The sequence below is a fragment of the Pseudoalteromonas maricaloris genome (genome assembly GCF_024746855.1).
GTDB lineage: Bacteria > Pseudomonadota > Gammaproteobacteria > Enterobacterales > Alteromonadaceae > Pseudoalteromonas > Pseudoalteromonas maricaloris.
In genome coordinates this window covers 430866-456325 of the sequence record NZ_CP024626.1, presented here as the reverse complement: position 1 = coordinate 456325, position 25460 = coordinate 430866, and the positions used below count along the sequence as shown (strand labels likewise).

At 40.9% G+C, this 25460-nt stretch carries 26 protein-coding genes; 7 read left to right on the top strand and 19 right to left on the bottom strand.

Going from position 1 to position 25460, the window contains the following annotated elements; genetic code table 11:
- Positions 1-19: 19 nt before the first annotated feature.
- The 5 genes from CTT31_RS19785 to CTT31_RS19765 form a co-directional block, all read right to left on the bottom strand.
- Positions 20-1390 (bottom strand): TrkH family potassium uptake protein, encoded by a 1371-nt coding sequence (locus CTT31_RS19785; protein WP_260492862.1) that lies wholly within the window; start codon positions 1388-1390, stop codon positions 20-22.
- Positions 1390-2046: a potassium channel family protein gene (locus CTT31_RS19780; RefSeq protein ID WP_039494977.1), complete on the bottom strand. Its 657-nt coding sequence runs from the start codon at positions 2044-2046 to the stop codon at positions 1390-1392. Before CTT31_RS19780 ends, CTT31_RS19785 begins: the two co-directional genes overlap by 1 nt.
- 20 nt (positions 2047-2066) lie before the next feature.
- On the bottom strand, positions 2067-2768 hold the full coding sequence (locus tag CTT31_RS19775) for a response regulator (RefSeq protein WP_260492861.1): 702 nt from the start codon (positions 2766-2768) through the stop codon (positions 2067-2069).
- Positions 2768-3802, bottom strand: a complete 1035-nt coding sequence (locus tag CTT31_RS19770; RefSeq protein ID WP_260492860.1) for a sensor histidine kinase — start codon at positions 3800-3802, stop codon at positions 2768-2770. Before CTT31_RS19770 ends, CTT31_RS19775 begins: the two co-directional genes overlap by 1 nt.
- A gap of 469 nt (positions 3803-4271) precedes the next feature.
- Positions 4272-5024: a hypothetical protein gene (locus CTT31_RS19765; protein WP_260492859.1), complete on the bottom strand. Its 753-nt coding sequence runs from the start codon at positions 5022-5024 to the stop codon at positions 4272-4274.
- Between the two features lie 215 nt (positions 5025-5239).
- On the opposite strand from CTT31_RS19765, the gene CTT31_RS19760 reads away from it, so the two are divergent.
- Entirely contained in the window at positions 5240-6211 is a 972-nt protein-coding gene (locus tag CTT31_RS19760) for a transposase (protein WP_260492858.1), read from the top strand.
- 343 nt (positions 6212-6554) lie between these two features.
- Here CTT31_RS19760 and CTT31_RS19755 read toward each other — a convergent pair whose 3' ends face one another.
- The 8 genes from CTT31_RS19755 to CTT31_RS19720 all read right to left on the bottom strand — a co-directional run bounded on the left by CTT31_RS19755 (position 6555) and on the right by CTT31_RS19720 (position 13601).
- The gene (locus tag CTT31_RS19755) at positions 6555-6977 is read right to left on the bottom strand and encodes a DUF4145 domain-containing protein (RefSeq protein ID WP_260492857.1); all 423 of its coding nucleotides are present in this window, start codon (positions 6975-6977) and stop codon (positions 6555-6557) included.
- Positions 6978-7056: 79 nt separating this feature from the next.
- The gene (locus CTT31_RS19750; protein ID WP_260492856.1) at positions 7057-7680 is read right to left on the bottom strand and encodes a hypothetical protein; all 624 of its coding nucleotides are present in this window, start codon (positions 7678-7680) and stop codon (positions 7057-7059) included.
- 132 nt (positions 7681-7812) lie between these two features.
- Positions 7813-8202, bottom strand: a complete 390-nt coding sequence (locus CTT31_RS19745; protein ID WP_260492855.1) for a glycosyltransferase family protein — start codon at positions 8200-8202, stop codon at positions 7813-7815.
- A 536-nt stretch (positions 8203-8738) separates the two neighbouring features.
- Positions 8739-9221, bottom strand: coding sequence for a hypothetical protein (locus CTT31_RS19740; protein WP_211857212.1), 483 nt, complete (start codon positions 9219-9221; stop codon positions 8739-8741).
- A gap of 199 nt (positions 9222-9420) precedes the next feature.
- Positions 9421-10959 carry a transposase gene (locus CTT31_RS19735; RefSeq protein WP_260492854.1) on the bottom strand — a complete coding sequence of 513 codons (1539 nt, stop codon included), beginning with the start codon at positions 10957-10959 and terminating at the stop codon, positions 9421-9423.
- A gap of 590 nt (positions 10960-11549) precedes the next feature.
- On the bottom strand, positions 11550-11831 hold the full coding sequence (locus CTT31_RS19730) for a DUF7710 domain-containing protein (RefSeq protein ID WP_260492853.1): 282 nt from the start codon (positions 11829-11831) through the stop codon (positions 11550-11552).
- Positions 11832-11947: 116 nt separating this feature from the next.
- The gene (locus CTT31_RS19725; RefSeq protein WP_260492852.1) at positions 11948-13024 is read right to left on the bottom strand and encodes a DUF262 domain-containing protein; all 1077 of its coding nucleotides are present in this window, start codon (positions 13022-13024) and stop codon (positions 11948-11950) included.
- Positions 13011-13601, bottom strand: a complete 591-nt coding sequence (locus tag CTT31_RS19720; protein WP_260492851.1) for a hypothetical protein — start codon at positions 13599-13601, stop codon at positions 13011-13013. The genes CTT31_RS19725 and CTT31_RS19720 overlap by 14 nt, the downstream gene beginning before the upstream one ends.
- 253 nt (positions 13602-13854) lie before the next feature.
- Between CTT31_RS19720 and CTT31_RS19715 the strand changes: the two genes are divergently transcribed.
- On the top strand, positions 13855-14826 hold the full coding sequence (locus CTT31_RS19715; protein ID WP_260492850.1) for an integron integrase: 972 nt from the start codon (positions 13855-13857) through the stop codon (positions 14824-14826).
- A 203-nt stretch (positions 14827-15029) separates the two neighbouring features.
- Here CTT31_RS19715 and CTT31_RS19710 read toward each other — a convergent pair whose 3' ends face one another.
- Complete coding sequence (locus tag CTT31_RS19710) at positions 15030-15728, bottom strand: hypothetical protein (RefSeq protein WP_260492849.1); 699 nt, start codon at positions 15726-15728, stop codon at positions 15030-15032.
- Positions 15729-16058: 330 nt separating this feature from the next.
- Here CTT31_RS19710 and CTT31_RS19705 point away from each other — a divergent pair, with 330 nt between their 5' ends.
- Positions 16059-16667 (top strand): hypothetical protein, encoded by a 609-nt coding sequence (locus CTT31_RS19705; protein WP_039494960.1) that lies wholly within the window; start codon positions 16059-16061, stop codon positions 16665-16667.
- Here CTT31_RS19705 and CTT31_RS19700 read toward each other — a convergent pair whose 3' ends face one another.
- Positions 16668-17474, bottom strand: coding sequence for an aminotransferase class IV (locus CTT31_RS19700; RefSeq protein WP_260492848.1), 807 nt, complete (start codon positions 17472-17474; stop codon positions 16668-16670).
- A gap of 107 nt (positions 17475-17581) precedes the next feature.
- Here CTT31_RS19700 and CTT31_RS19695 point away from each other — a divergent pair, with 107 nt between their 5' ends.
- Positions 17582-18508, top strand: a complete 927-nt coding sequence (locus CTT31_RS19695; RefSeq protein ID WP_260492847.1) for a LysR family transcriptional regulator — start codon at positions 17582-17584, stop codon at positions 18506-18508.
- Here the strand turns inward: CTT31_RS19695 and CTT31_RS19690 are convergent.
- The 4 genes from CTT31_RS19690 to CTT31_RS19675 all read right to left on the bottom strand — a co-directional run bounded on the left by CTT31_RS19690 (position 18470) and on the right by CTT31_RS19675 (position 21373).
- Positions 18470-19090, bottom strand: coding sequence for a LysE family translocator (locus CTT31_RS19690; protein ID WP_039494952.1), 621 nt, complete (start codon positions 19088-19090; stop codon positions 18470-18472). The genes CTT31_RS19695 and CTT31_RS19690 overlap by 39 nt on opposite strands.
- 104 nt (positions 19091-19194) lie before the next feature.
- Positions 19195-20808 carry a PepSY-associated TM helix domain-containing protein gene (locus CTT31_RS19685; protein WP_260492846.1) on the bottom strand — a complete coding sequence of 538 codons (1614 nt, stop codon included), beginning with the start codon at positions 20806-20808 and terminating at the stop codon, positions 19195-19197.
- Positions 20805-21125 (bottom strand): hypothetical protein, encoded by a 321-nt coding sequence (locus tag CTT31_RS19680; protein ID WP_010377819.1) that lies wholly within the window; start codon positions 21123-21125, stop codon positions 20805-20807. Before CTT31_RS19680 ends, CTT31_RS19685 begins: the two co-directional genes overlap by 4 nt.
- Positions 21122-21373 (bottom strand): hypothetical protein, encoded by a 252-nt coding sequence (locus tag CTT31_RS19675; protein WP_232288027.1) that lies wholly within the window; start codon positions 21371-21373, stop codon positions 21122-21124. Before CTT31_RS19675 ends, CTT31_RS19680 begins: the two co-directional genes overlap by 4 nt.
- A 524-nt stretch (positions 21374-21897) precedes the next feature.
- Between CTT31_RS19675 and CTT31_RS19670 the strand changes: the two genes are divergently transcribed.
- From CTT31_RS19670 to CTT31_RS19660, 3 genes are all read left to right on the top strand, one after another.
- The gene (locus CTT31_RS19670; RefSeq protein WP_260492845.1) at positions 21898-22647 is read left to right on the top strand and encodes a substrate-binding periplasmic protein; all 750 of its coding nucleotides are present in this window, start codon (positions 21898-21900) and stop codon (positions 22645-22647) included.
- A gap of 115 nt (positions 22648-22762) precedes the next feature.
- Positions 22763-24913 (top strand): DUF6351 family protein, encoded by a 2151-nt coding sequence (locus CTT31_RS19665; RefSeq protein WP_260492844.1) that lies wholly within the window; start codon positions 22763-22765, stop codon positions 24911-24913.
- A gap of 59 nt (positions 24914-24972) precedes the next feature.
- The gene (locus tag CTT31_RS19660) at positions 24973-25326 is read left to right on the top strand and encodes a gamma-glutamylcyclotransferase family protein (RefSeq protein ID WP_370649657.1); all 354 of its coding nucleotides are present in this window, start codon (positions 24973-24975) and stop codon (positions 25324-25326) included.
- The last annotated feature ends 134 nt before the right edge of the window (positions 25327-25460 follow it).

Sequence of the window (25460 nt, the reverse complement as noted above, 5' to 3'; positions counted from 1 at the left end):
GATTTCCGTTATTTTTTGCTTATCCTACCTGAATTTCCGCTTTTGCATACTTCAAATTCTCCCGTTTCGGGCGCGCGATCAAATATAGAAAGGTTAACGGCCCCAAGCGTCCAATCAGCATTAAAAATATGATTACCGCTTCACCGGGTTCAGACAATGAGCCGGTGATCCCTCGAGATAAGCCAACCGTGCCTAATGCCGACACGGCTTCAAACGTGATATCCGTTAAATTTGCCTGCTCGGTGATCGTCAAAATAAGGGTTGCGAGCATCACGGTAAAAAAGTAAACCACGGTGAGACTAAGCGCCTTAAATACCGTTTCAGGCGAGATCTGTCTGTGTCCGATAGCGACTTGATCTCTGCGTCTCAAATAAGCATAAGTTGCCATTAATAGCACCACAACCGTGGTTATTTTAAGACCACTGGCCGTACTCATAGAGCCGCCGCCTATTATCATTAACCAAATGGTCAGTACGGTACTTTCATCATTCACCAGCGCAAAATCGATACTGTTAAAGCCCGCTGTACGTGGCGTCACGGCTTGCATCCATGCAGTGATCACTTGCTCAGACAACGGCAAATTTCCAAGGGTCTCTGGGTTATTTGCTTCAAAAAGCCAAAATAAGCTAAATGCCAGCACATTCAACACCACTGTTGCTATCAAGACTAACTTAGTGGCAGATCCAAACCGGCTCCAACGGCGTCGTTTTACTATATCCATTAACACCACAAATCCAAGTCCGCCAATCACAAATAACCCTGATATCACAAGATTAACGACCCAATCACCACGAAAACTGGTTAGGCTGTCATCATGCAATGCAAATCCCGCATTGTTAAAAGCCGAAATGGTGTAGAAGAAGCTTTGCATTATCGCATCACCAAGTGGTAACGTTTGATACCAATGGGCAAGCAAAATGGTAAACCCAATCGATTCGATGATCAGTGCATAAACTAACACGCATTTGGCTGTATCAACCAACTGATCAAATCGAGCTATGCCAAAGCTTTCTTTTGCGATCAGTTGTTTGCTAATGTCCATTTGCTGCCCCATCCCCCGCAGCACCACAACCGTAATGGTCATAAAACCCAGTCCACCGATTTGAATAAGACTGGCAATAACGAGATGGCCAAAGGTCGTGAAATCATTTGGCGTACTCAATACCGCAAGTCCTGTCACCGTTACCGCGGAAGTTGCAGTAAATAACGCTTGCATCACTTTGATGTCTTGGGTGTGTGCTATCGGTAGCAACAACAAAATAGTACCTAAAGCTATCAGCCCGCAAAACCCAATAAACAGAACTGCTGGAGGGCTTAACCTCAGCGGCTTTTTGTGGGCTTTGGGCTTGCTATTTGGATAGGGGTAATAGTGGGGACTCCATGTTTTCATTACGCCCCCAGTTTTAGAGCGATAGAATTTAACGCTTTTAACTGACCGTTGAGGATCACTTTATCATCTTCGTTGATCAAGAATGACTCAGCCGGATTGGTATAACACGCTTTGCCGCGCTGCACTAACACAGCCTTGATTTCGCCCTTTGCACGCTTTAATAGGGTTGCCAAAGACTGTCCGCAGCTTAATTTATTCACGATGACTTCCACCATGTAAAAGCCATGCCCCAACTGCATATATTGATTCACCATAGGGTAATTCAGTGTTTGTGCAACCTTGATCCCCATTTCTTCTTCAGGGTGGATCACACGTGTTACGCCTAAACGAGATAAAATTGTATGATGCGCTTCTGAGCTGGCCTTAACCCAAATTTGCTCAACGCCCAAGTTCTTTAGCGACAGTACACATAAAATGCTCGCTTCTAGGTTTTCACCAATGGCGACCAGCACCGCTTTGCTTCTCGTAATATCTAGTTGGCGTAATGCCGTTTCATCGGTCGCATCCAAAGAGGTGGCATAATCAATATGCTCAACAACTTGGTTCACCACACGTTCGCGACTATCTACCCCTATCACTTTGTTTCCAAGCCGCTTTAATTCCAAACAAGCCGCAAAACCAAATCGACCTAAACCAATTACTACAAATTGTGCCATAACAACCTCTATATACTCCGTTATGAGAAATGCCTATTGAGCGGTAAAAGTAAAAACCGATAACCAACCCCGGGCTCAGTTTCTATGATTTTTGGTGTAGCAGCATCATCACTGAGTTTCTTACGTAACTGGCTGACCACAATCCGTAAATAGTGACTATCTTCCACATGGCTTTCGCCCCAAATTTGCTTTAATAAGGTTTGCTGACTGACTAATTCTTGTGCTCTTTGTGCAAGCATACTAAGTAGTGCAAATTCCTTTTTCGATAGTGCTAATGGTGCGTTATCCATAATGACTTGATGCTTTTGTAGATCTATCATCAACTTGCCATAGTCAATGGCAAGCAAGCGTTTGTTCGGTACTAAATCTCGTAATAGCACTTTGACGCGCACCACCAGCTCTTTGATGCTAAAAGGCTTCGTCAGGTAGTCGTTTGCGCCGCCCTCCAGCAGTTTAATCTTCTCAGCCTCTTGATCTCGTGCAGTTAAGATCAATACAGGTAGCTTGCTGGTTTCTCGGATCTTCTTCAAAATGCTATATCCATCAAAATCTGGCAGCCCAAGATCTAAGATCACCAAGTCTGGCAGCTCACCTTTTAGCACCGACATGGCTTCCTTTCCGGTGCTGGCTTCCACATAATTCAGCCCTTCAGCTTTTAATGCTAAGCGGATAAAACGACGGATCTCTTCTTCATCGTCAATCAATAAAATGGTGTGAGTCATCAAAGCGCCTCCTCTTTTGGCAAACTAACTTCCATTGTGCAGCCTTGCGTCGTCGGCAAAATGCGAATATCACCGCCGTGCGCACGAATAATACCTCTCGCCACACTCAGTCCTAAGCCACTGCCACCGTCTTTGCTGGCGCTTTGTCGAAACGAGCTAAAGGCGGTAAAGACTTCTTTTTGCCGAGCAACGGGGATCCCAGGACCGTTATCCTGAATAAATATCAACAACGCTTGCTGCGTTTCTCCTAAGGAAATCTCAACCCGCTCTCCATCGGGACTAAAGGTGACTGCATTTTCAATTAAGTTAAACAGGGCTTGTTCAATGAGTGCAGCTTGTATCGTGAGAATTGGACTCATATTCTGTGGCATTCTCGAGACGCATGGCGCGCCTAGCCGCAAAATCACGTTATCGATCAAGACATCAATAGGCGTAGGTTGCTTCAACAGCGAAAGCTCATCCCCTTGATGCTGTAACTTGGTTGCTTGCAAGATATTTTCGATATAGCGAAACAAACGGTGGCTTTCTGATCGTGCCGACCCCAACAGCTCATTTTGCTCATCTTGGTCTAACTTATCACGATAGGTTTCTAGCGTTTCGAGCGCTCCCATCACCGCAGCGAGCGGTGTGCGTAGATCATGAGAAACCGACAACAAGATATTAGAGCGCACATTCGCAACTAAAAGCTGCTGCTTTTGCTCTTTGATATAGCTCGATAAATAGCTGGTAGCTAATGCCACCGCGATAAATACCACTAAATTGACCACGTCTTCGGTGTTATTCATATGAAGCGTGTATCTGGGCTCTGTGATGAAGAAGTTGAACACTAGACTGCTAACAACCGCCACCCCCAGTGCCATCCAACGTTTTGCGATGAGAGAAACAACAACAACGCCCAACTGTAAGACCAACAGTACACTGATCGCCGAATGTAACAGCGAGTCTAAGGCAACGGCAAAGGCGCTGGTTAACAGCAAAACCAGAAAACTAACGAGATACTCGTTCTTGGCAATAAATCCATTCTCGGAAAACATAGTGACTCCAACTTGCGCTATGTCTTTATTCTATCCTTGTCGAAATTTCGTTGCCGTATAATTTGCGTAAAATTTACTTAGCTTTAGGCTATTTAGCACAAGAACCTGTTGATCCAAAACTAAGATTAGCAAGAGTACCTGCATGATGAACGAATTAGAGTTAATGCATTGGAGCAAGCATCGGGTGTGGCACAATCTCCGACGGCGTTAGGATGGCAATGCAGTTAACGCGACATTGAACCACGAACATAGACTGATGACAGGTGCCACGACGAACTAAGTAAGGTCTGCTCTGTTACTAGAAATAGTAATAACCAACGAATATCAGCATGAAAACCGACGACATTACTTGCTTCATCCTATGTATTAACTCGCTCTAATTCGACTTTAAAATTATGGCTTAAAAAGTTAGGCAGGGATCAGTGTGTTTAACTTGACAGTGGGATTCATACCAACGCCTGTAGCTGCATTATGTCTTCGGGCCAGCTTTGAGTTTATTAGACGCCCATAACCTGAAGCTAGCACTACCAGCAACTGATTCTCTGGCCTTTTTGAATGCAACAACCACAGTTTTACCTTCAAGCAAGTGGTGGGCTAGAAATGTTTGGCAAAATTGGGATGCTACTGCCCCATGCACACTGTGGTATGGACCAATGAAATATGAGCACTGCGCGTATGACGATACAGAACCACCAAATGATTTGTAACCTGTCTTGCAGCAAAGGGAAATAATTGTTTTTTTGCTCCCGCCCCAAATGCGAATAACCTCTTGATTAAGTGTATTCGAAGACACCCAGCCATCGACGCCAAACTTAATTCCCTCAGGGCTGCCGTGACCAATAAAGATTACATGAGTGTATGCAGCCTGATTTTGGTTCCAAATGGTTTTTAATTCTGCAATTGACCTTACACGAACATGACGAAGAGTATCATCTGGAATTAATAATCTGGCGTACTGCAGCACTGATTTCGAGAGCGGATTGATAAGTGTTTCTTCTGTTTCAAAATCTCCGATACTCACAATGATTAGGCCAAGATTTTGGTGAGCGAGCGACATCCCAAAAAAGTTAGAAACCACCTGACCAGGAAGGTTAACTTTCAAAGACTTCTTCTCGCTCTCTACAACTTTCGTTTCGTAAAATGCCGTCGGATGTCCTTCGAGCTCTGAAAATTTAGAGCAAGGCACAAAAACTGTGTCTCCGACCTTTAAATCTCTCGCCATATTCTCATTCCAGTGAAACAGCTAACGAGCCTGTAGAATAACTCGTTTCAAATTTGTTTTTGTAATCAACAAACGATAACTGAGTTCCTATTTTGATTCAATCGTTTAGTTGCGCTTAAATCGCTTAAATCGCTGACACCCACCACTAATTTGCACCTTCCTAAGATACCGCCTAAGCTTTAACTCTGCACTCAAAGGATTGAGGAAAACAAACTATGGCTACTGCCCGTAAAAAACAAATCAGTTTAACCGACACCAAATACTACCACTGTATCTCCCGCTGCGTAAGGCGCGCGTTTCTGTGCGGTGAAGATAGATTTACCGGAAAATCATACGAACACCGCCGGGGTTGGGTTGAAGAAAAGCTCCTGATGTTGGGTTCCGTGTTTTGTATTGATATTTGTGCTTATGCCGTGATGAGTAATCACACTCATATTGTTTTATATGTTGATGATACAAAGGCTAAGCGTCTGTCGGATGAAGCGATTTTGATACGGTGGCACAAGTTGTTTAAAGGTAATTGGATAAGCCGTAAATTTACAGAAGGTGAGCCACTCAATGAGTCGGAGCAATTGATACTCAACGAGCATGTCTCCAAGTGCAGGGAAAGGCTCGCAGATATTAGCTGGTTTATGCGGGTACTTAACGAAGACATCGCCCGTCGAGCAAATAAAGAAGATAATTGTACAGGTCGGTTTTGGGAAGGACGATTCAAATCCCAAGCATTACTGGACGAGGCAGCATTGGCAGCTTGTCTCGCTTACGTAGACTTAAACCCCATTAGAGCCAACATCGCCGCAACGCCTGAAACCTCAGACTACACCAGCATAAAAAAGCGCATCGACCACGCTAAGCTGGGCAAACAACCAAAAAGCCTACTACGCTTTGCTGGTAGCCCACGAAAATATATGCCTAAAGGCCTGCCCTTTGAACTCAAGTCCTATATTGAATTAGTTGAGCTCACGGGAAAATGCATTCGAATCGATAAACGCGGGTATATCAATGAAGCACAACCCATTCTTACTCGACTCAATATAGAATCAGAGAACTGGACAAAACTCACCACGCAATTTTCTCGGATATTTCACGGTGCAGTTGGCCGAGAGCGGACACTAACCGCTTACTGTGAAACACTGCAAAAACGACGACGGACAAACCTAACAAACTGCGAGCGCTTGTTGGCTTAGCAAAACTCACATTCTCAACTCTAGAATTTCTTACTGCTGTATTTGCAGCGCGTTGTCGTGCACGATAACCCTGTTTTAGTGTAGAGATACGCTTGAGTGCTAAAAAACAACCAATCGATAAACGTTTTTGGACAAAGTGACTGCTGTGCTTTCATACTTTTTTTACTTCACCTCCCCAGCTTTGATGTTAATAGTGATGGGTGTCGCTTATTTTTGCTTTCACTCAAAGAGGATGGATAAAAGTGCATTACCCAAACGGGTGTTCTGTTAGATGAAACGCCCTGTGCGGCCCCGCATGCAGGGTGTTGTGCGGGCTGAGGGCTAGATACCCTCGGCTACCCGATTAGCTATACTTGCTCAGATATTTACTACCAAGTACATCTAAATTTTTATTCCAAAGCTCTGCTATTAATTTAATAGAAAAATTATGAAAATTGTTTAAACCTAATTGCTCTTTTCTAACAAGACCTATTAAGCCATTAAAGCATGAATCTTGTAGGCGAAAAATTGGCGTATGCACAGCCTCGTTACGCAGCTCACGAAACCAGTCATATAGTTTAAATTGAAATTCATCGATAACTTTTTCTTTTCTCAATTTTTCCAATCGTTTATGATGGTTTGGTAATTTTAATCCCGGGTTATGGTGATCGATTAGAGTTTTCACCATCATTTCAACGAATGAATGTGCAACAATTATAAGCAATCGATGATTATCTTTAACGATACCGATTTCTTCCCCTACTCGAAGCAAATAATCAGATTTCAAATAACTCTCCCTGTATAGCTAACAGGAAAAATTAAATAAGCTAAAATCGAGCGAAGCGAAGAGCTTATTTAACTTTGTCCTAGTTTGGCGCCTTGTTAGACATTTTTAAACAATTGCTAACCAGCCGCTCTCGATTTGTTAATGTAAATCTATCTAAATGAAAAAAGTATTTCCCTTCATCACCGGAGGTGATGACTAATTGATTATCAGTTAAATCTACTTTCTTAAACTTCATGATTGAAGAGGTTAATAGACCTAACCTATGGCACTTCATGCTTTCGTCTTGGTAATTAAAACTTACCTGCAAGGAACTGGAAAATTTATAAACTATATATACGAAACAAAAAACAAGCCAACTATCAAAAGGGTTAATGTCAGCCCAAAATTCAGAACCAAAAAGTATGGCGAATAATAAATCTATAAATAGCGCTACTGCGAGCCAAATACCTACATATTTTATTAAAAGCCTAGCTTTGAATTTATCAGAATAGTTAATTTGCTTACAATAACCGGCTTCAATATCTTGAACCTTATAAAGAGTAAATATTGCAGCAAGAAATATTACTACTTGCACAACAGTAAATCCCATAGCCGTACTATCCATTAAAATCGTACTATTGTTACGACCTACTAAGAAAACTCCACCAACATAGTCAGCAAAAAGAACGTAGAATAAAATATAAGTTCCAGTTTTTAACATCATTACTCAATTGAATGTCTAACGCCGCTATCACTGGACAGCGGGCTGTAGTTGTAATTTATGTTAACGGAGCGGCAGCGTAGTGCATAAATTACAACGAAGGACTGCTGTTCCGGTGCATAGCTTTGTTAGGTGCTAGAATTCTACTTCTGCCCCAACTTTAGATTCACAATACTCTACGAAGGGCAGTAGTGACTTCAACTCTTTTTGTAGTTTCTCGCTTGGTCGCGATGGCCCTTTCAGCATAAGCGCCTGAGGGTCTGCCATTTCAGACTCGATCTTATCTATAAAGCCTGAAAGCTCTACATCAAAATCATTAAAGTGCCTTTCAGACCATGAGTCTTTTGCCTTCTTAGCTACACACTCAGATACTTGAATGGAGTCTTGAATACTTTGGTCATCTTCACCGCTTGGGCCGATGAAGAAGTTTAAATATCCCGACACTCTCTCAAAATGACTGACTTCGGATAGTGCAATAGGCGAGATAAATAGTGCAAGTAAAATAGATTTCTTAAAATAGTTCATTCGAAGGTCCGATATCACCTAACGCCGCCATATGGGGCGCACAAATGCTTGGCTAAACTTAGCGACGAAGGAGGGCAAGCCAAGCGTTTTGCGTCCAACTGCCATAATGGCCTTGTTATATTTCTAATATATATACCTTGGCAAGGCAACACTATAGATAGCTAAGCCGTACATAAAAATTAGTGCAGTTCTGTATGAGTAAACTTTAATACGACTAACTTCTTTAAACTCAAATTTTATGAAGCCAATACCAATTCCGAGAGCTCTGACAACACCAACTAAAGCACCTAAGCTTAAAGTATACGGAAGGTAAAGTTCCAGCCCATGCAGGCCAGCAAACATAATTGAGGCGATACCTACAAAAACACCAATGTAAGGCCAAATTATCAATTCGTAGAACAGTTTGTCCGATTTACTCAAATGCATAGAGAAATATAACGCCTTAATAAACGGCGAAAAATAGCAGGCTAGACTAAGCGAAGAATGAGCGCAAGCCTGCTGTTTTGCGTCCACTGTTTAATTAGTTTGTTATACGGCTACTCTTCAAAAATGTTACTGACTAGTTTTTTTAATTCCACCAAGTGGTCTAAGCCTCGTTGTTTACTGTTATAAGTCGGAGTCCAGTAACAATATTGACCGTAATTTAGACCGCTCTTAGGTTTAAAACACCATTTTGAGCCATGAAAGCCAATCACTGTATCATTGTTTAGTCTAAGAACCGCCAGCTCATACTGCGTCTTAATTTTATTTGCCAAGCTATCCGGTAATATTGCAGATTTACTATATTTCATAAAAGTCTCTGATATAGAATCTATAGCCACTGGCTCATATAGTTCGTAAAACAAGTGGCTTTGTTCAGAGTAGCAAAACTTATATACAGCCTTATATATACCATATCTGCCCCAACTTAATTCAAGCTCAAATAGCTTCCCATCAAATAGTTTATCTGTAGCACAATCCTCTTGATTAGCTTCAACACAGGGACTTATCAACATTATTAGTAATAACAGAAATCTCAATATGTTCACCTTGCCGTATAACGAGCCTGTAGAATAACTCGTTTCAAATTTGCTTTTGTAATCAACAAACGATAACTGAGTTCCTATTTTGATTCAATCGTTTAGTTGGGTGTGAGTTGTTATTTTAGGGCGTTTTTTTAAGCTGGTTTGTTGTGGTTTGAGAGGCGTTTCGGAGCTGTTAGGTCAGGTTGTTCTTAGCTTACGACACCCTTTCTCGTAACTTTTCGATATTGTGAACAAGGCAGTATAGCTGCCATTGAGCATTGACTTTTACTTGGCCGCGTAATGTGAGCTTATTCATCCCTTTATTCACCGTGATGTTGCCGAATACTGGTTCGATACAACCAAGTCGTTTGCTGTATTGTCGTCGTCCTATTGGGCTGTCTATTTTTACTTTCATTTTGTCGATGTAACTGATTTTTTTGCGAGACTCATCACTCTTAAACTGTACTTGTCGGCCTGTTTTTATCGGTGGCTTTCGCATGCACTGCTGTTGTAGTGGGCATACTTTGCAATCTTTTAAGTAACCACAGAATCGCGTGTATTCTTGGTTGTAGCTTTTTACATTGATACCGCTTCGCCACATCTCGTTCCCTGCGGGGCAGTGGCAGGTTTGTGTTGCTTCATCATAATGGAAGTCGTCTGAGGTAAATAAGCGTGGCTTGCATTTACTGCGTTTTAATCGGCGCTTTTCTTGCTCTGTTTCGTAGGTTTCGCTCTCTTTAAACAGTGGGTTGCGTTTTCTAAATTGGTTATCAGCTATGTAAGTATCAAAGCCACTTTGCGCCATGAATTCAAGGTTCGCTTCACTATTAAATCCACTGTCTGCGGTAAATTTAATGGCCTGTTTGTGAGAGAATTTATCACTGTTCAGTTTTTCAAGTTGTCGTTTTAATTGCTCAACGGCTGGCTGCAGTGTTTGTTGCTCGCCCACCGAGCCCCATGCCTGTGCTTGTAGTATAATTTGATGTTTCTCATCGTTTATCGCTATCCCGTTATAGCCTTGAATTGTGTCTTTTGACGTGGTCATTTTCGCGCTGTCTGGGTCGGTAATATTACTTTTAACCGGCTTACCTTTACTGCCTGTTTTCTCTTCGTGAGTAGCTAAGAACGCGGTGATTTTATCTGCACTTTTATCTAGCTTTTCTTTTTGCTTTAAGTCTTGAGTGACCAGCTCTTCACTTAAGCCATCTTGCGCTTGATGGCGCTCAATTATGCGTTTGCTTGCGCGTTCTAATTTGGCTTTTTTACGGCCTAGCTCATCGAATGTACCGCTCCACTCTTTACTTGCGTTGGACTTCAATTTGCACCCATCAATGGCAAACATGTTGCGTCCTATCAAGCCTTCTTCATCACATATCATCAGCACTTGCGTAAATAGCGGTTCAATCTGTTCGTGCATTTTAGCCACAAAACCCGCTATTGATGTGTAATGCGGCTGAATATCACCCGACACACTCATAAATAAAATGTTTGTTTCACACGCTTTAGCAATTCGCCGACTACTGATTAAACCATGTGCATAGCCCAGTAAAATAACCTTTAACATCACCGCGGGCGGATACGCCGCAGCGCCTGTTTTGTCGTTGTTATACCAAGCGTCAAAGCCCGACAAGTCAAGCTTATTTTCGACTATATAACAAAGCGCATATTCAAAGGTTCCCGGCAAAATTTGCTCAGCGAAATTGATTGGAATGAATTTATTTTGGCGGGATAAGTCTGGCTTATAGTTGGCCATAACAGATTACCGTGGGTGAATAATAGCTATTAGATCACAGTAACCAACTCGATTCAAGGTTAAGAAATAGTCAATCCAAAACCAACAATCCAGTACCTGAAAAGAGTAATTCTACAGCCTCAACGCCGCAAATAAACGGCAAAAATTAGTTGGCTAAACTTGTGAGGAACGAACAAAGCCAACTAGTTTTTGTCCGCCCTTTTAATTTGCTTTGTTAACTGGCTGTTGGCGATTTAGTGTTACTTACTTAAAAGGGTTTTTACCATACTTTGGCTTATATTTGTAAAATAAATACAGCTCGACAACCAAGTAAAAAATATAAATACTGGACCCAAAAAACAGACCTGCTTTTAAGTCTTTTGCCCAAACAATTACTGAACTTGTGAACAAAATGCTAACCAAAGCCCATAAAAGTTCATAGCGCTTCGTTCTTAAGAATTGACCCACAACTCCTCCCTTTGAAAGTTGGCAAATATTATGGAGACAGTTAACGCCGCAATATGGGGCGTATTAAGCTTGGCTAAAATTAGCGAAGAATGAGCGCCAGCCAAGCTTTAGACGTCCCATCCATAATTGCCTTGTTATATACCCTATGCACGAATCCCTTTTTCGTAATGGTAGTGCTCTTGGCTAGCAGATGTAAAACCACCAATGAAATTAGGTTGTTTACTTTTCTCTGCTATTTTTTCAGCCTTTATATTATGCATTTCGTTTTCAACTGCCCAGTCGAATACACCTTGATCGAGTGGATATTTTGTAAGTATGCCAGTTAATGAATTATCTTTGATCCAGTTTTCAGCTAAATCGAGTTTGCTAAAAACACCACCAGAAAAAGCGGCATTGTTTTTATTGAATATCCAGACCGATTCCATTCACTATACTCCTGAGGGTATATAACGCCTCAATAAGAGGCTAACAATTAATTGGTTATACTTTAGCGGTGTTTGCGTTATAAACCAATTGATTTTAGTCCCGCTTAATTGGCTTGTTATGGGGCTGAGTAATTAAACACTTTTTTAAGACAGTTATGGCGTTCCATTCTATTACTTTTCTGGCGAGTACCTTCTTTAGAAAGTGATTTATATTTATATATTTCACTAATAATGTTAGGGAAATAACGCTCTAAAAGTTCATCATTTTCGTAATTATCGATAAAGCTACGATAATTATGCATTTGTTTATCCGTTAAAGTTCCACCATCAAGTGTTAACTCAAAAATGGTTGTAAAAAGGGTATAAAAGTGAACTTGCCGTTTGAGTATTTTTCTTCTTTCACTATTGCCATCAATAAGCTCATCTACGTTAGATATTATCATTTGGAACTTTGAAATATCTTCTTCTTTTGATGGATATTCATTGTTATATAAATCATATATTTTATTTAAATTTGTATTGCCGATGTCTTCTTGAATACCTTCTTTCATGAATACTAGTAATGTACTAATGAAAGCAACATCTCTCATTCTTCTTCTATCAGCAATACCAAATATTAAATTTTGATCCCAGAAAGGTAACTCAGATAATTGAGATGAGACATTCATAAATTCCCCCTCAAATTCAGCATTTCTTAGCTCTTGGGGGTTTAGGGTCATGTTATTGCTATTTAGTCGCAAGAACATATTAACAATGTCATTTCTATGAACGTTGTTTCTTACAATACGTACAGAGAAGACGTATGACCAAATAGCCTTCTTATCTTCTACATCTAAATCTTTAAAAAATCTGTCTTGGATATCGGAAAATTTACTTCCTTGGCTATCTAACGAACTAGCTTTAAGTTTATAAGTATTAGATATATATTGAAATATTGCTCCACACCGTTGCTGCCCGTCAATTATTGAGTATTTTGTGTCACCGGTATTTTCATCTGTTCCAGTATTCCATAGGTATATTTCAGGAACTGGGTAGCCTATGAGAATAGATTCTATTAATTTTATTTGATTATTTAATGTCCATACATAATTTCTTTGGAATGAATTATCTACTTCAAGTAACCCTTTTTGATCAAGATCAGACAACCACTTAGCCGTTTGAGGCTGTATGTCTATAGATTCAATTAGTTTCATTTAAACCACCTTTCAATTTTGATATCCCTCTCATGTGGTAATCTTGAACTGATTCCCAATCAGAGTAAATTCTATAGTTAACTTCATGCTGAATTTTGAACTTCAATTGCAATTCAGCTTTAAAAGTCAAAACTTTTCTTTGCCATTCTTCTAATACGCTTTTACCGTAAGTAGGGTCAGTATCTTTTAAACTGACAAATCCATTAAAAACGTTTGAACATTTATATTGATAGCCAGCTAGATGTCGCTCTAAAGCGACTTCACGATATGCATTCCATATATTGTGGAACATTTTGTTTGATACGATGATTAAATCAAAATCAGAGTCATCACCGAATACTTTGAAATTTTTTGTTGGCGAAAAACTGAATTTTGTTTTTGCACTTCCTACAATAGAAATGTTGTTGAAAGGAACATCTAGCTTTCTTGAAATGAACTTCTTAAATTCATCATAGCTAGTTTCAGAGTCATCACTAAAGTTTTGAAAGTACCAAACGTTTTGCCCAATTAAATATTGGTAATAAATATCAAGTTCAGTATTTTCTAAAATAAAGTTTACTACTTCTTGTTTTTCCATAAACACCTAAACTTTTTGAATGCAGCTAAAGCCCCATAACAATTTAATATCGACCCAATGGGTCGTTTATCTACCGAGTCATGGGTCATTATTCTCATTGTACCAGTTTTATCACAATAACTAACTTGTTGCTACAGATATATTTTTCATCATTATGAAAAGGATGAAAACGACCCAGAGGGTCGTTTTCTTGACTATAGGAGAAATACGCCAATACTGTATATAAACACAGTTTCTTTTTAGAGCTAGCTCAATGAGAACTCGTTCACCATTTTTAAACCACGTCGCAGAGTTTATGCTGACTAAGCAATATTCGCTCAGAACCGTTGATACATATCTTAAGTGGATTTCTTCCTATATTCATTTTCATGATAAGCGTCACCCAGCTTCAATGGGCGATAACGAGGTTGTCGAATATCTCGACTACCTTGTACTTAAACGTAATGTGTCGCCTAAAACACAAGCGACAGCGTTAAATGCATTATCTTTTCTGTATAAGCAAATAATTAAACAGGATTTGTGTCCTAATTTAACGTTTGTCAGAAGCAAGCGCCAATCTAAGTTGCCAATTGTTATGACCCCCGAGGAGGTTAAACGTCTCATGTCTTTTTTAAGTAAACGATATTATTTAATTTCAGGCTTAATGTATGGTAGCGGCTTACGTGTAATGGAAGCTGTTCAACTACGAGTTCAGGACATTGACTTTGACTACAAGTGCATTCGGATCTGGAATGGAAAAGGGAATAAACATCGGGTAGTTACACTTGCCACTGAACTTATACCTTTGCTAAGAAATCAAATTGCTCAGGTTAATGAATACTTAAAATTAGATTCCCAGAACGAATATTATGCTGGTGTTTGGATGCCAAACGCACTAGCAAGAAAATATCCTAGCGCCAATAAGTCAATTGCTTGGCAGTATCTATTTCCCTCATATAAGTTAAGTGCTGATCCTGAAACTGGCGAGATCCGCCGACATCATTTTCATCAAACAGGAGTAAGAAAAGCGGTTAAAGAGGCAGCCAAAAAAGCACAAATAACAAAACCTATAACGCCCCACACTTTTAGACATTCATTTGCTACTCATTTACTACAAAGTGGTGCAGATATTAGAACAGTACAAGCTCAGTTAGGCCATTCAGACGTTAAAACCACTCAGATTTATACCCATGTTTTACAGCAAGGCGCAAACGGTGTTGTAAGCCCTTTGAGCAAAATTTTCTAGCTTATTTTGGGGCATAAATGAGTTAGTGGAACGTGCGCTTTGTAGAACAAAAGTAACGTTGACGACCGTCTTTTGTTCCACAAAGCGCATGTCAGGTAAAGTCTAGCCCCATTCTTTTTAAACGGTTAGATTCGGGTATGGGCTACTACATTTTATACCTAGTAAAAAGTGCAAATCCCAGCAAACAATAATGATCACGGCAATCAAGTCGCGCCAGTTACTGGCATATCCGAATCAAAGCCAACACTGGTAAACAGGCTATCTAATTCAAGCTCAAAATCTTTGCGATTTACATCCAACGCTTTTAATGTTGTTCCACCAAGTAACGCCTCTTGGCCCTTCTCTAGGCGTGCATGTAAACTTGCAATTACTGCACGAATGCGATCTCTATCTTGCTGCGCCAATGCTTTTTGACTTTCAGTTTCATGGTCAAGCTTTGCTAACATTTCCAGCCGCTCAGAGAGCTCCTTGTACGCTAAAAAATCTAACTCTAAATTTTTAAACAGTAATTGCTGCGCTTGATCTTTACTGCTGATATCAACCTTTACAGGCCTTGTCATCATATCAGCCAACAACGCTCGGAGCTTTTCGTAAGCAGCCTCATCATGAGAGGCGATGCTTGTAAGGTCGAATAGAACTTCGTGATCCGCAAATTGGAACTGAAGTAACGCTTCACTTTTGTCATGTTGCGACGTTTCGCTAGCCGAGCCATTGCTCATGGCATTCATAAAGTTTTGTTTAAAGGTGTGAGCACGTCCCCCACCAGCAGCAAGGTGATTGTCATTTGCTGTAAGCTGATTATGAGCGCTCGGGATCACTAATTTCTCTCGCTCTACAGGTGAAAAGTTCAGTGAAGTAGGCTCAATCAGCGATACTTGATGTCCAGTTAAAAGCGTTGGCATTGGGCAAGTCTAAAAAACAATCTCGGTGCTAGACCTTTGCAAGCATTATTCCAAATAAATATTTTCAACAATCAGCCGATGAATTGATATCAATAGCCACTGAACACGGAAATATTTCATTTTCTTAAATAACTCGTACAGCTTCATGGGCAATTCATTGCCGCTTAGGTACGTTAGGTTGCCCTATTTGAAGGCTAAATGGCAACAAGTCTACTGCTGAACAAATTGCAAAGCCGTACTTAAAAAAGAAACGCCGCAATAGCAACAAAAGCGGAATTTGGTATAAACCTTGCTGTATAAATATTAACCACCCAATGGATGTGCTTAATCATGAAATTAACGAAGGAAGAATTACAATTCATTAACCGAACCCTAGCCGGTAATCGCGTTACAGGCTCGCTATTGCCGGAAGCTAGGGATCAAAAACAGCAAACGCACAGTGAGATTAAAAAGTTACTTGCGAGTATTTCAAATAGTTCTCAGTTTAGTCTCGTTGCCAAAAATGCCAACGAGCAGGTCGAGTTTCCACTTAGCGACCTATCGGCATTGATGGAGATTTTAGACAACAACTTAGAAGCACCTAATATCGTGGAAGCCGCTAACTCTAGTGCACCGCGAAGCTGGCGTACCTGCCCATCAACGCCGGTCAGGTTTAGATTGTCCCCTCAAATGATGCCGTTTAACATGGTCTCCATATCCCAATCCGGTGGACTGATTAATACTTTTCCCTACCAAGCAAATGCAATCCAAATTAATGTGATCAGTCGGATCGCTAAATTATATCTTGCCGACCCTATTCCACTGTTTGCAAACGTCCACTCAATAAAAGTGGCAAGCCCATTGGAGCTCGCCGTATCCTTTGCAATGAATAAAACCGATAACGAAAAACTCAAAGCATTTATTCTTCATAACTACATACAGCGCAAAGGGTTAGATTAGTTAGACCAAGCTAGTCACAGGCGCCTTATCGTGTAACGTTCGTAGTAATGTATAAAAGTCTTGATTTAGGTTTAGCTGTATACCATCAAGCGCAGCAACCGGAACACAGGGTGTCCAAGAGTTGAGCAGTGCAAGCCCCTCTAGCTGAGCTATTTCACTGATTGAAATATCAACACTTCTTTGCTTTATACCGGTTTGATGCGCCATTGCTTCTATTGTTTGCATCATAGTACCGTGTAATTTGGCCCCTTTTGGCCATACTAACCCTTCGCCATCCCAGCCAACAAGATTCCAAATACTGCCTTCCAATACTCGATTATCATGAACGAAAAGTGCGTCGTCAAACCCGGCTTTGTTTGCTTCACGCAAAAAATAAGTTTTTGCGATTTCACCTACATGTTTAATGTCAGCAAGTGGGCGCTGATAATCATAAGATTTAAGGCTCATCGTCCCCGCTGGACCATCATATGCAGCACTTGTTTTAATCATAATATTGAGATCCGCATCTTTTGATTTTTGCGTAAATTCACCATCTGAACTAAATACCGTGATTAAGATTGAGCCATCCTTTGGGGCTTCCTTTACCGCAGCTTGTAGCTGCTCTACCACATCAGTCTCTTTCAACTCCATTGAAAATATTTTTTGTGAAGCTTGCCGTAACCTTGCAATATGAAACTCAAATCCTTTTACTCCATATTCTCGCATTTGCATTGCAGTAAAATGTGCATGCCCTGCAAATGCCAGATTTTCTAACTCCTCTATTTTCGCTACATTACCATTGATAAAAGTAGAAAACTTATCTTTCATTTCACTAGTCCAAATACCTCTGTGTGGTATTATTCTCTCGAAACTAGGGGGTTTTGAAAAACGAATAGTTTTTTCAAACACTACAAATTTAATTTGCAGGGTATTAAATGAAGTACTTAAGTGGTTCTCTCTTACAAATCTTAGATGCAAGCTTGCGGCTTAACAACTTTTCAAAAGTAGCAGAAGAACTTGGACTTACACCTGCAGCCGTGAGCTACCAAGTTAGACAACTTGAAAGTCGACTTGGTTTTTTGTTATTTACACGACAAAGTGGAGGTCTTGAAGTGACCAAAGAAGGGCAACTCATTTGCCAACAAGCTTCTAAGTCGCTTACACAAATGCACTCGGCAATAGCGCAAGCAAAGCAGCTCAACCAAGGTAATAAAACATTACGCATTACCGCCAGTACGCGCTTTGCCACTCAACTACTGTTACCTAATTTAGCTCGTTTTAAATCATCAAACCCTGATATCGACATTGAAATCGATATTTCGGATAAAATACGACCATTGGTACAGAGCGACTTTGATATTGCGATACGCTTTTGTGATGGTGTGTTGGAAGGAGCTGTTGAAATAAAAAAATTGATGAGTACCAGCCTTATCGCCGTCTGCAGCAAGGCTTTTTGGCAACAGCATCAAGCCTTGTTGGAAAATCCTAAAACATTTTCTCAATTTTTGTTGTGTTCAGTTAAGTGTCGCGTCGGTTCTTTAGAGTGGCCTAGTTGGTCAATTTGGTACGAAAGCATCACCAACAACGAGCTCAGCAGTTTTGAACAAATTTCGTTCGATGAAATGACACAAGTTATCCAGTATATACAAGATGAGAATGCAATTGGCCTAGTTGAGCCTAAACTGGCTACTAGAGAAATTTCTAGTGGTCGATTAGTTCAGCTTGATAAGCGCGAACTGGCGATCCCCGCTCCCTATGCATATTATGCGATCATCCCTGATGGGCGCAAAGATAGAGCGCCGACCAAGAAGTGCTTACAATGGCTACAAGGATTGGTAAATCACTCGCATGGCGAGCAGTAAAAAGGCACAGCCCAGTATTTTATCAATTACAGCACGCTTGGCCGTTAAATCGAATTTATCTCTTGCTGAAGCACTCAAAATTGAGACAATAAAATACCACAACGCATCTATCGTTAGCACGGTGATACACATGATAAAACCTACCGTTAATGTCATCTTTTCTGGGTCGATAAACTGCGAAAAGAGCGCAACGAAGAAAATAGCTAACTTCGGATTCAAAAATGCAATTGCAAAACCATCCTGCGCAGCTTTGGCATACGACGTTGCTGCTTGAGACTGTGATACCGCCAACCCTTGGCTCTTACTCATTAAGATTTTTATCCCCATCCATGCCAAGTAGGCTGCACCACCGTAAACCAAAAATTGGTATACAATCGGAAATTGATGAATAAGCCCTGACAACCCTAAAATTGCTAGGCTGGCATAAATTCCAACTCCCAAACCATGCGCAAGGCTTGCGACAATACCGTGTTTGGCACTATGAAATAGGCTATAACGCAAGACAACCGCTAAACTTGGGCCTGGTGACATCGCACCAAAAGCACAAATAGCAGCAAGACTTAACCAGGCTGTAAGCTCCATAATTTTTCCGTAGAGAATTGCAAAACGAGTAGGATAACAGATTTGAAAAAATAGATGACACTTTGTAAGTAAAAAGGAGCTACCTGCCCCTTTCTACGTGTTTTTTATACAGACTGCGTTTGTAATTCACATTCGGTTTTATGCTGACCAATAAACCAAATGCTATTGGCTTCGCCATAGTAAGCCCTATGTTTTGTCTTATCTGCCATTTGCCAAAAAATAACACCTAGGATCATAGCAGTTAACTCCAAACCAATAGAAGACCAAGCTGTCGCTGGCCAAATGCCAAGACTTGGGATTGCAAACGCAATGACTGAAGTCAGTGGCAACGAGAAGCACAAAATGGCAATCGCCCTTTGTGACCAAATTGCTGTTTTACTCATACCGATAACAAATGCCGCAATCAAGGTACACCCAAAACACAGATAATAGACCCACATATACACAACATTAATGTTTATTGTGGTCAAGGCGGCCCATTTTGTTAGGGCAAACGCCGCGGCTACACCCAATAATGAGCCCATTGCCACGCCAATAGTTAATTTACCCATCACTCGGCTTGATTTTGATTGCTCTGGTTGTTTTTGCTTACGGCGCTTCTCAAGCCACAATAAGTTACCCGTATAAAACAACACAGCGCCTAAAATACCCATAATAAAATAAGCCCAACGACCAAACTCACCGCCGTAACTCCCAAAGTGAAGACCGAATAATGTAGTCACTACCGCACCCCAGATACCTTGATCGCCATTCATGACACTGCTTGTAGAAATCTCAAACGTATAAGGATTCATAAACAAGAAGTCAGTTTTAGGTCCGCGCATTAAGTGCTCATCGCTTACGAGTTGTATAGAAGCTGAAGGTCCTTTGCTATTTAAGCGACTGAGGGTAATTTCTTTAATTTGATGTTCAGGTGCATAAGCACGTGCCTTTTCCATGATTTCTTCAATGCTGGGTAAGTTCTCAACTTTAAACTCAACCGCTGACGGCGCTTCACGCCCAAATAGTGGTTTATCACCGTAAAGTTTGCCTAGACCATCGTATAAGAAATCATGAAATGCGAATACGATCACTGTAATCGCGATAATAATATGAAACGGTAGGCTGGTGATCCCAATTAAGTTATGCGTGTCTAACCAAAAACGGCTAGCCCCTTTTTTGTCTCTTAACGCAAAGAAGCTCTTCACTAGGGTTGGCAATAAGAAGATCACCCCTGATACCAATGCTACGAAATACAAGATTGCAGCTACTCCAAGTACATAAACTCCAGCTTGGTCATGACCGATTTCACCCGCAATACCTGCGCTGCGGTGAAGGTAATCAACCAATGACGACAGCTCATTGATATAGCTGGTATGGGCTTCAAGCTCACCGGACTCATTCAAGGTGCCATGCCATAGCTGCTTATCTAAGCTTAACCCTCTCGCATTACCTTGTTGGTACCACGTAATGGGAGATTGTCCTTCCTCAAAACTGACTCTAATCCCGTTTTGTGACTCTGGATATTGTACGAAAGCACGTCGGAGCAACTCATCGTACTGGGTGGTTTCTACTTGCGACAATTGATGAGATGGGGGAGTCGCCCATTTATCGATACTGCTTGCAAACATCGTAATAGCACCGGCAAAGAATCCGATAAACAGCAGCAATCCTGTGGTGATCCCCGTCCAAGTATGAACGCTCTGGTAAATCCTTAAAATATCAGCGCGGATCTTCATGCCATCCCTCTTACAAAATACAATAATACATACACAACGATATTCGCCCCACCCAACCAAAGTACTGCTTGTTTATAATTTTTAAACATAAATACAAAGCTTAAAATTAACAACCAAATAGGTGAAACCATCCACATATTGAACTGGGTGCGCCAACTGTGCTTCTCGACACTTATAGTTTGAGTTAGGCCGTCGCTACCAAGCCAAGCGAAAAGGCCAACTAGACCAAAACTCAACGCTAGGCCTAAAATAATGCCTGCTAGCGTTTTACCTAACCAATCGGGTTGAACCTTTTCGGCTTGTGACAACCGACTCATTGTGATTTCCTAAAAAGTATTAAAATGGTGAAGGGAATAAGCGCGGTAAGCACCATGACACCGATAAGCCAACTAAATACGACCGCTGCACCTGAAAAAAGCTGCAATGCTAAAATCACGCCGCTCGCTAATAAAACATATCCGCCGATTCTGGCACTATTCGGCAAACGTTGCTTCAGCAAGCGCTGATTTTTATTGGTGCTATAAATCAGAATAATTGCAACACTTAAAAGAACAACAAAAGACACACTTAGCAAAGTAAAACTCCGTTTCACATAAAAATATAAAATTAAGGGCTGGTTAAGATTATAACGAACGTTGAAATTTCAGCAACACAAAAAATAACTCATATGATAATCATTTCTATTAGAAAGATTATTTGAATTGCTTTCTTAGGTAATGACAATGATCTGGCAAGCCAATCATTGATGCTTCTGAACTTCGGAGTTACGGTTACATAAAAATATACAAGTATTAATAACAATTTGTCTTAATACCAGCTCAATTTTGAAAGTACAAATCTGACACTAGCGGCATTAGAAATTTCTTTTATAACAACTAAATAGAAAAATTCTTCGCCTTACCGACATGGACGTCGATACCTTGGCGTGAGCATGTGGTAGCGGTGTAATCGACAAGATTTTCTCGCCTCAAAATAGCTCACTAAATTAAGCGCCTAATTATCTTAGAAACGCCCATAATATGTTCTTTTGTTGCGCTTTTTCCAATCTATCATTACGCTTAGAGAAGGTAATTTAGGATAAACGCACCGATGCACATTGTTCTCTTATTGCTACTCGCCCTACTTGGTACCAACGCGCTGGCAAAAACGGATAGTCGTGCGGTACATATTTGCTTTGAACGGTGGTGGCCTTATAGCTTTGTTAACGAGCAAAAACAAGTTCGAGGCATAGAGGTTGATATAATTAAATCAGCACTTATTGGCACTTCCTATCGAGTGACATTTCATGAACTTCCTTATCGTCGCTGTTTAGCAGGCGTTGCCGATGGTACATTTGATTTTACCTTACATGTAGATGAGGCCGATGGTTTTCCAATTATTGATGTGTCATTCACCACCTGGCTGCTTTCTCTTGCGGTAAAACAAGGTCGCTTCAGCAGCCCTGATGACTTTTATCAACTTGCCGCCCCAAGAGTCATGATCTCAGAGGATTACAGCTACCCGGAAGCGGCAGTACAAGGGCTGAAAAAAATCAACGCAGCCATTGTAAGACGTTCCTTTTATGAGCAAAATCATGATGACGGCAAAAAGTTTTTTAGCGTACTCAATAACAACAGAGTTGATGCAATTTTAGTCGATAAAGTGTGGGCTTTAGAGATGATCCGCCGCCATCAACTCGAAGTCACTTTTCTACCGCGTCCTTTTCATGCTGAGCAGCAATTTATGGGATACAACATCGCTAACCAAGCGATGGCGAAGCGTATCGAATCGCTCTTAGAAAAGGTTCCGGATAAAACAATTAAGACTATTGAGATTAAATACTTAGGCGATGATTTTTAATTCCTAACGCAATAATTTCATGTTCAAATAACAAACAAATAACCACACTAGGATGATCTAGTTCTACACTTATAATATCCGTTTATCCATTTGCCTCGCACTCGAAGGAGCTCATATGAAATCCTTATTTTCTTGGCTCACCGCATTATTATCTTTGATTGTTCTTGGCGCTTGTGGTTATTGGTTTTGGCTAACGAGTGAGCAAGAAGAAATACACAGTGTAGAAAAAATAGCAAACAGCGAAATCAATCCTATTCTTGAGTTTTATCCGCATATTTCAAAAGTTACAAGGCCCGTCGATACCTTCGTATTTCCGATTGCGATAGGAGATATTGGTCCTAATACCAACCTATACTCTGGCCCTAACCAATATCCTTTTTACTGTATGACCCTAGACTCAGACCTTGGTCAACCAGAGATAGACAACCACGCGGGGTTCGGTGTGCCGGTGATGGATGAGCAATCAAACCAGATACTTGGTTTTAGTAAGGATTGCATGGCAAAAACGCGGTTACGCTACTTTGCGATAACCTCTGACAATCAAATCAAGCCGTTAGACAAGGGAAATAAAACGATAGACACAAACTTACTGTTACGCGTTGAGCAAGGCACCATAAATCGCTTCATTTACACCATAGTAATGCCAATCACAGTTGACGAAATGGGTGATAGACAGGCTAAGTCTCAATGGAATAACCGACTTATCTACCAATTTAATGGTGGTTCTGGGATTGGCTTTAGACAAGGCAGGCAAAAACCAGAGCGTGTGATAGATAGACAGCTTGAGCAGTTAAAGCTTGGCTACGCTGTTATAAGCTCTAGTGGCAATAAAACTAGCTACACCTACAACATGTTACTGGCCGAAGACACCGCAAGACGGGTGAAAAAGCAATTCACGAGTTTGTACGGAGATCCGCTCTATACGGTCGGAATTGGCGGCTCTGGCGGTGGACTCGCACAATATTTGATTGCACAAAATAGCCAAGGGATCTTAGATGGCCTTATTCCACTTTATAGTTACCCTGATATGATCACCCAAACCACTTACGCGTTAGATTGTGATTTACTAAATAACTACTTTACTTTTAGAGCTAATGACAGAAAAGCATGGCGTGATTGGACCCGCCGCCGTCATATTGAAGGCATGAATGCAATTAACGACTTTCCGCAAAGGGCTGGTTTTTTGCAACCACTCAACCAATTAATGTCAGGATTTGTGCCCTCCTTTCCTGATGGCAATAGTGAATGTATTAATGGCTACTTTGGATTATCTACTTTTATTAATAATCCGAGGCAAGGGTTTTTAAGAGCCTTTTTTGAGGATGAGGTAGTAGAGAGAACAAACTGGAGTTACTGGCAGGACATGGCCAACGTATTTGGCACAGACCAATCAGGCTTAGGATTAAGCACTTGGGATAACGAAGGCGTTCAATACGGACTAGAAGCATTAAAGGCTCAGCAGATCACGATGGCTGAATTTATTGATCTCAACAAAAAAATAGGCGGATGGAAGCCCCAAAACCAAATGCAACAAGAAGAAATTGTATTACCATTTGGCCACAAAGTACCTATTTGGCTCACTCTTTGGGGCAATCATAATATCACCACGCCAGATGATAATGGTGTCGCACCGAGGCACAGCGGTAGCCTTGCGGCGATGGAAAAAGCATATCGCTCTGGACAGGTATTTATTGGTAAAGTTGATATTCCCATCATTGACGCCAGACATTATCTTGAGAATGAGCTAGATATGCATCATATGTCGGCTTCATTTTATACTCGATTGCGAATGTCCGCCGCAGATTCAAACCCAGAGAATCAAGTGATTTGGGTTGCACATCAAGCATTTAATCCAACTCAACTCGCATTTGAAAAAATGGATGAATGGTTACTCAACCTCAAAGCACAGCCAAATTTATCTGTTGCAGAAGCAAAACCGAAGACACTTGCTGATACGTGTTTCGACGAACAAGGTCAAGTCATCGACAGCGGCAAAGCGGTGTTTAATGGTATCTGGAATAACCAGCCGCAAGGAACCTGTACCGCCAGATATCCGATGTTTTCTACCAGCAGAATTCAAGCCGGTGCAAACTGGGCTGGTGATATATTTAAGTGTCATAAAATATCGATTGAAGAGGCGCTTGCCAAAGGGGTTTACGGGGATGTAGATATCTCAACACAACTCACCACACTTAAACAAATTTATCCAAAAGGCGTATGCGATTATAGTCAGTCCGATATGGGTAGACCGCAAGATCTTGATTGACCGTGAAAATGTCGCAGCTTAGACTTAGACCTAACGGGAGAGCAACGGATTAGAATTAAGTGATGCAAGCATTATTTTCATACGGCACATTGCAACAGGAGCAAGTGCAACTAGATACGTTCGGCAGACGCTTAGAAGGCGAGAAAGCGGTACTTTGTGGATTTAAAGTAGGCCAGGTTAAAATAACGGATCCTGCTGTTATCATCAGTAGTCAAAAGGATATTCATCCCATTCTAATCGCGACAGGTAATGTAGAGGATGAAGTCGAGGGCACTGTATTTTTAATCACTGAAGCTGAATTAGCTCATGCAGATGAGTACGAAGTGGATGACTATCAACGAATTTCAGCAACACTAAGCTCGGGAAAAATCTGCTGGATTTACTCGGCAGCTCCCAATGCCCAATTAATTTAGTGCCCAACTAATCCTCGAGATATTCGTTGTGAATAACTCCGCTTTTCCTTTGATTGCTATTCAGAGTCACTCTCAAATGTAGATCTTACGTCTCACGAATAAAATACAAGTATGTCCTGTGTCTTAATTCTTTA

Bases quoted from the DNA above. Each gene is read 5' to 3' on its own strand.
- CTT31_RS19785 (WP_260492862.1), bottom strand. From the start codon at position 1,390: ATGAAAACATGGAGTCCCCACTATTACCCCTATCCAAATAGCAAGCCC.
- CTT31_RS19780 (WP_039494977.1), bottom strand. From the start codon at position 2,046: ATGGCACAATTTGTAGTAATTGGTTTAGGTCGATTTGGTTTTGCGGCT.
- CTT31_RS19775 (WP_260492861.1), bottom strand. From the start codon at position 2,768: ATGACTCACACCATTTTATTGATTGACGATGAAGAAGAGATCCGTCGT.
- CTT31_RS19770 (WP_260492860.1), bottom strand. From the start codon at position 3,802: ATGTTTTCCGAGAATGGATTTATTGCCAAGAACGAGTATCTCGTTAGT.
- CTT31_RS19765 (WP_260492859.1), bottom strand. From the start codon at position 5,024: ATGGCGAGAGATTTAAAGGTCGGAGACACAGTTTTTGTGCCTTGCTCT.
- CTT31_RS19760 (WP_260492858.1), top strand. From the start codon at position 5,240: ATGGCTACTGCCCGTAAAAAACAAATCAGTTTAACCGACACCAAATAC.
- CTT31_RS19750 (WP_260492856.1), bottom strand. From the start codon at position 7,680: ATGATGTTAAAAACTGGAACTTATATTTTATTCTACGTTCTTTTTGCT.
- CTT31_RS19745 (WP_260492855.1), bottom strand. From the start codon at position 8,202: ATGAACTATTTTAAGAAATCTATTTTACTTGCACTATTTATCTCGCCT.
- CTT31_RS19735 (WP_260492854.1), bottom strand. From the start codon at position 10,959: ATGGCCAACTATAAGCCAGACTTATCCCGCCAAAATAAATTCATTCCA.
- CTT31_RS19730 (WP_260492853.1), bottom strand. From the start codon at position 11,831: ATGGAATCGGTCTGGATATTCAATAAAAACAATGCCGCTTTTTCTGGT.
- CTT31_RS19725 (WP_260492852.1), bottom strand. From the start codon at position 13,024: ATGAAACTAATTGAATCTATAGACATACAGCCTCAAACGGCTAAGTGG.
- CTT31_RS19720 (WP_260492851.1), bottom strand. From the start codon at position 13,601: ATGGAAAAACAAGAAGTAGTAAACTTTATTTTAGAAAATACTGAACTT.
- CTT31_RS19715 (WP_260492850.1), top strand. From the start codon at position 13,855: ATGAGAACTCGTTCACCATTTTTAAACCACGTCGCAGAGTTTATGCTG.
- CTT31_RS19710 (WP_260492849.1), bottom strand. From the start codon at position 15,728: ATGCCAACGCTTTTAACTGGACATCAAGTATCGCTGATTGAGCCTACT.
- CTT31_RS19705 (WP_039494960.1), top strand. From the start codon at position 16,059: ATGAAATTAACGAAGGAAGAATTACAATTCATTAACCGAACCCTAGCC.
- CTT31_RS19700 (WP_260492848.1), bottom strand. From the start codon at position 17,474: ATGAAAGATAAGTTTTCTACTTTTATCAATGGTAATGTAGCGAAAATA.
- CTT31_RS19695 (WP_260492847.1), top strand. From the start codon at position 17,582: ATGAAGTACTTAAGTGGTTCTCTCTTACAAATCTTAGATGCAAGCTTG.
- CTT31_RS19690 (WP_039494952.1), bottom strand. From the start codon at position 19,090: ATGGAGCTTACAGCCTGGTTAAGTCTTGCTGCTATTTGTGCTTTTGGT.
- CTT31_RS19685 (WP_260492846.1), bottom strand. From the start codon at position 20,808: ATGAAGATCCGCGCTGATATTTTAAGGATTTACCAGAGCGTTCATACT.
- CTT31_RS19680 (WP_010377819.1), bottom strand. From the start codon at position 21,125: ATGAGTCGGTTGTCACAAGCCGAAAAGGTTCAACCCGATTGGTTAGGT.
- CTT31_RS19670 (WP_260492845.1), top strand. From the start codon at position 21,898: ATGCACATTGTTCTCTTATTGCTACTCGCCCTACTTGGTACCAACGCG.
- CTT31_RS19665 (WP_260492844.1), top strand. From the start codon at position 22,763: ATGAAATCCTTATTTTCTTGGCTCACCGCATTATTATCTTTGATTGTT.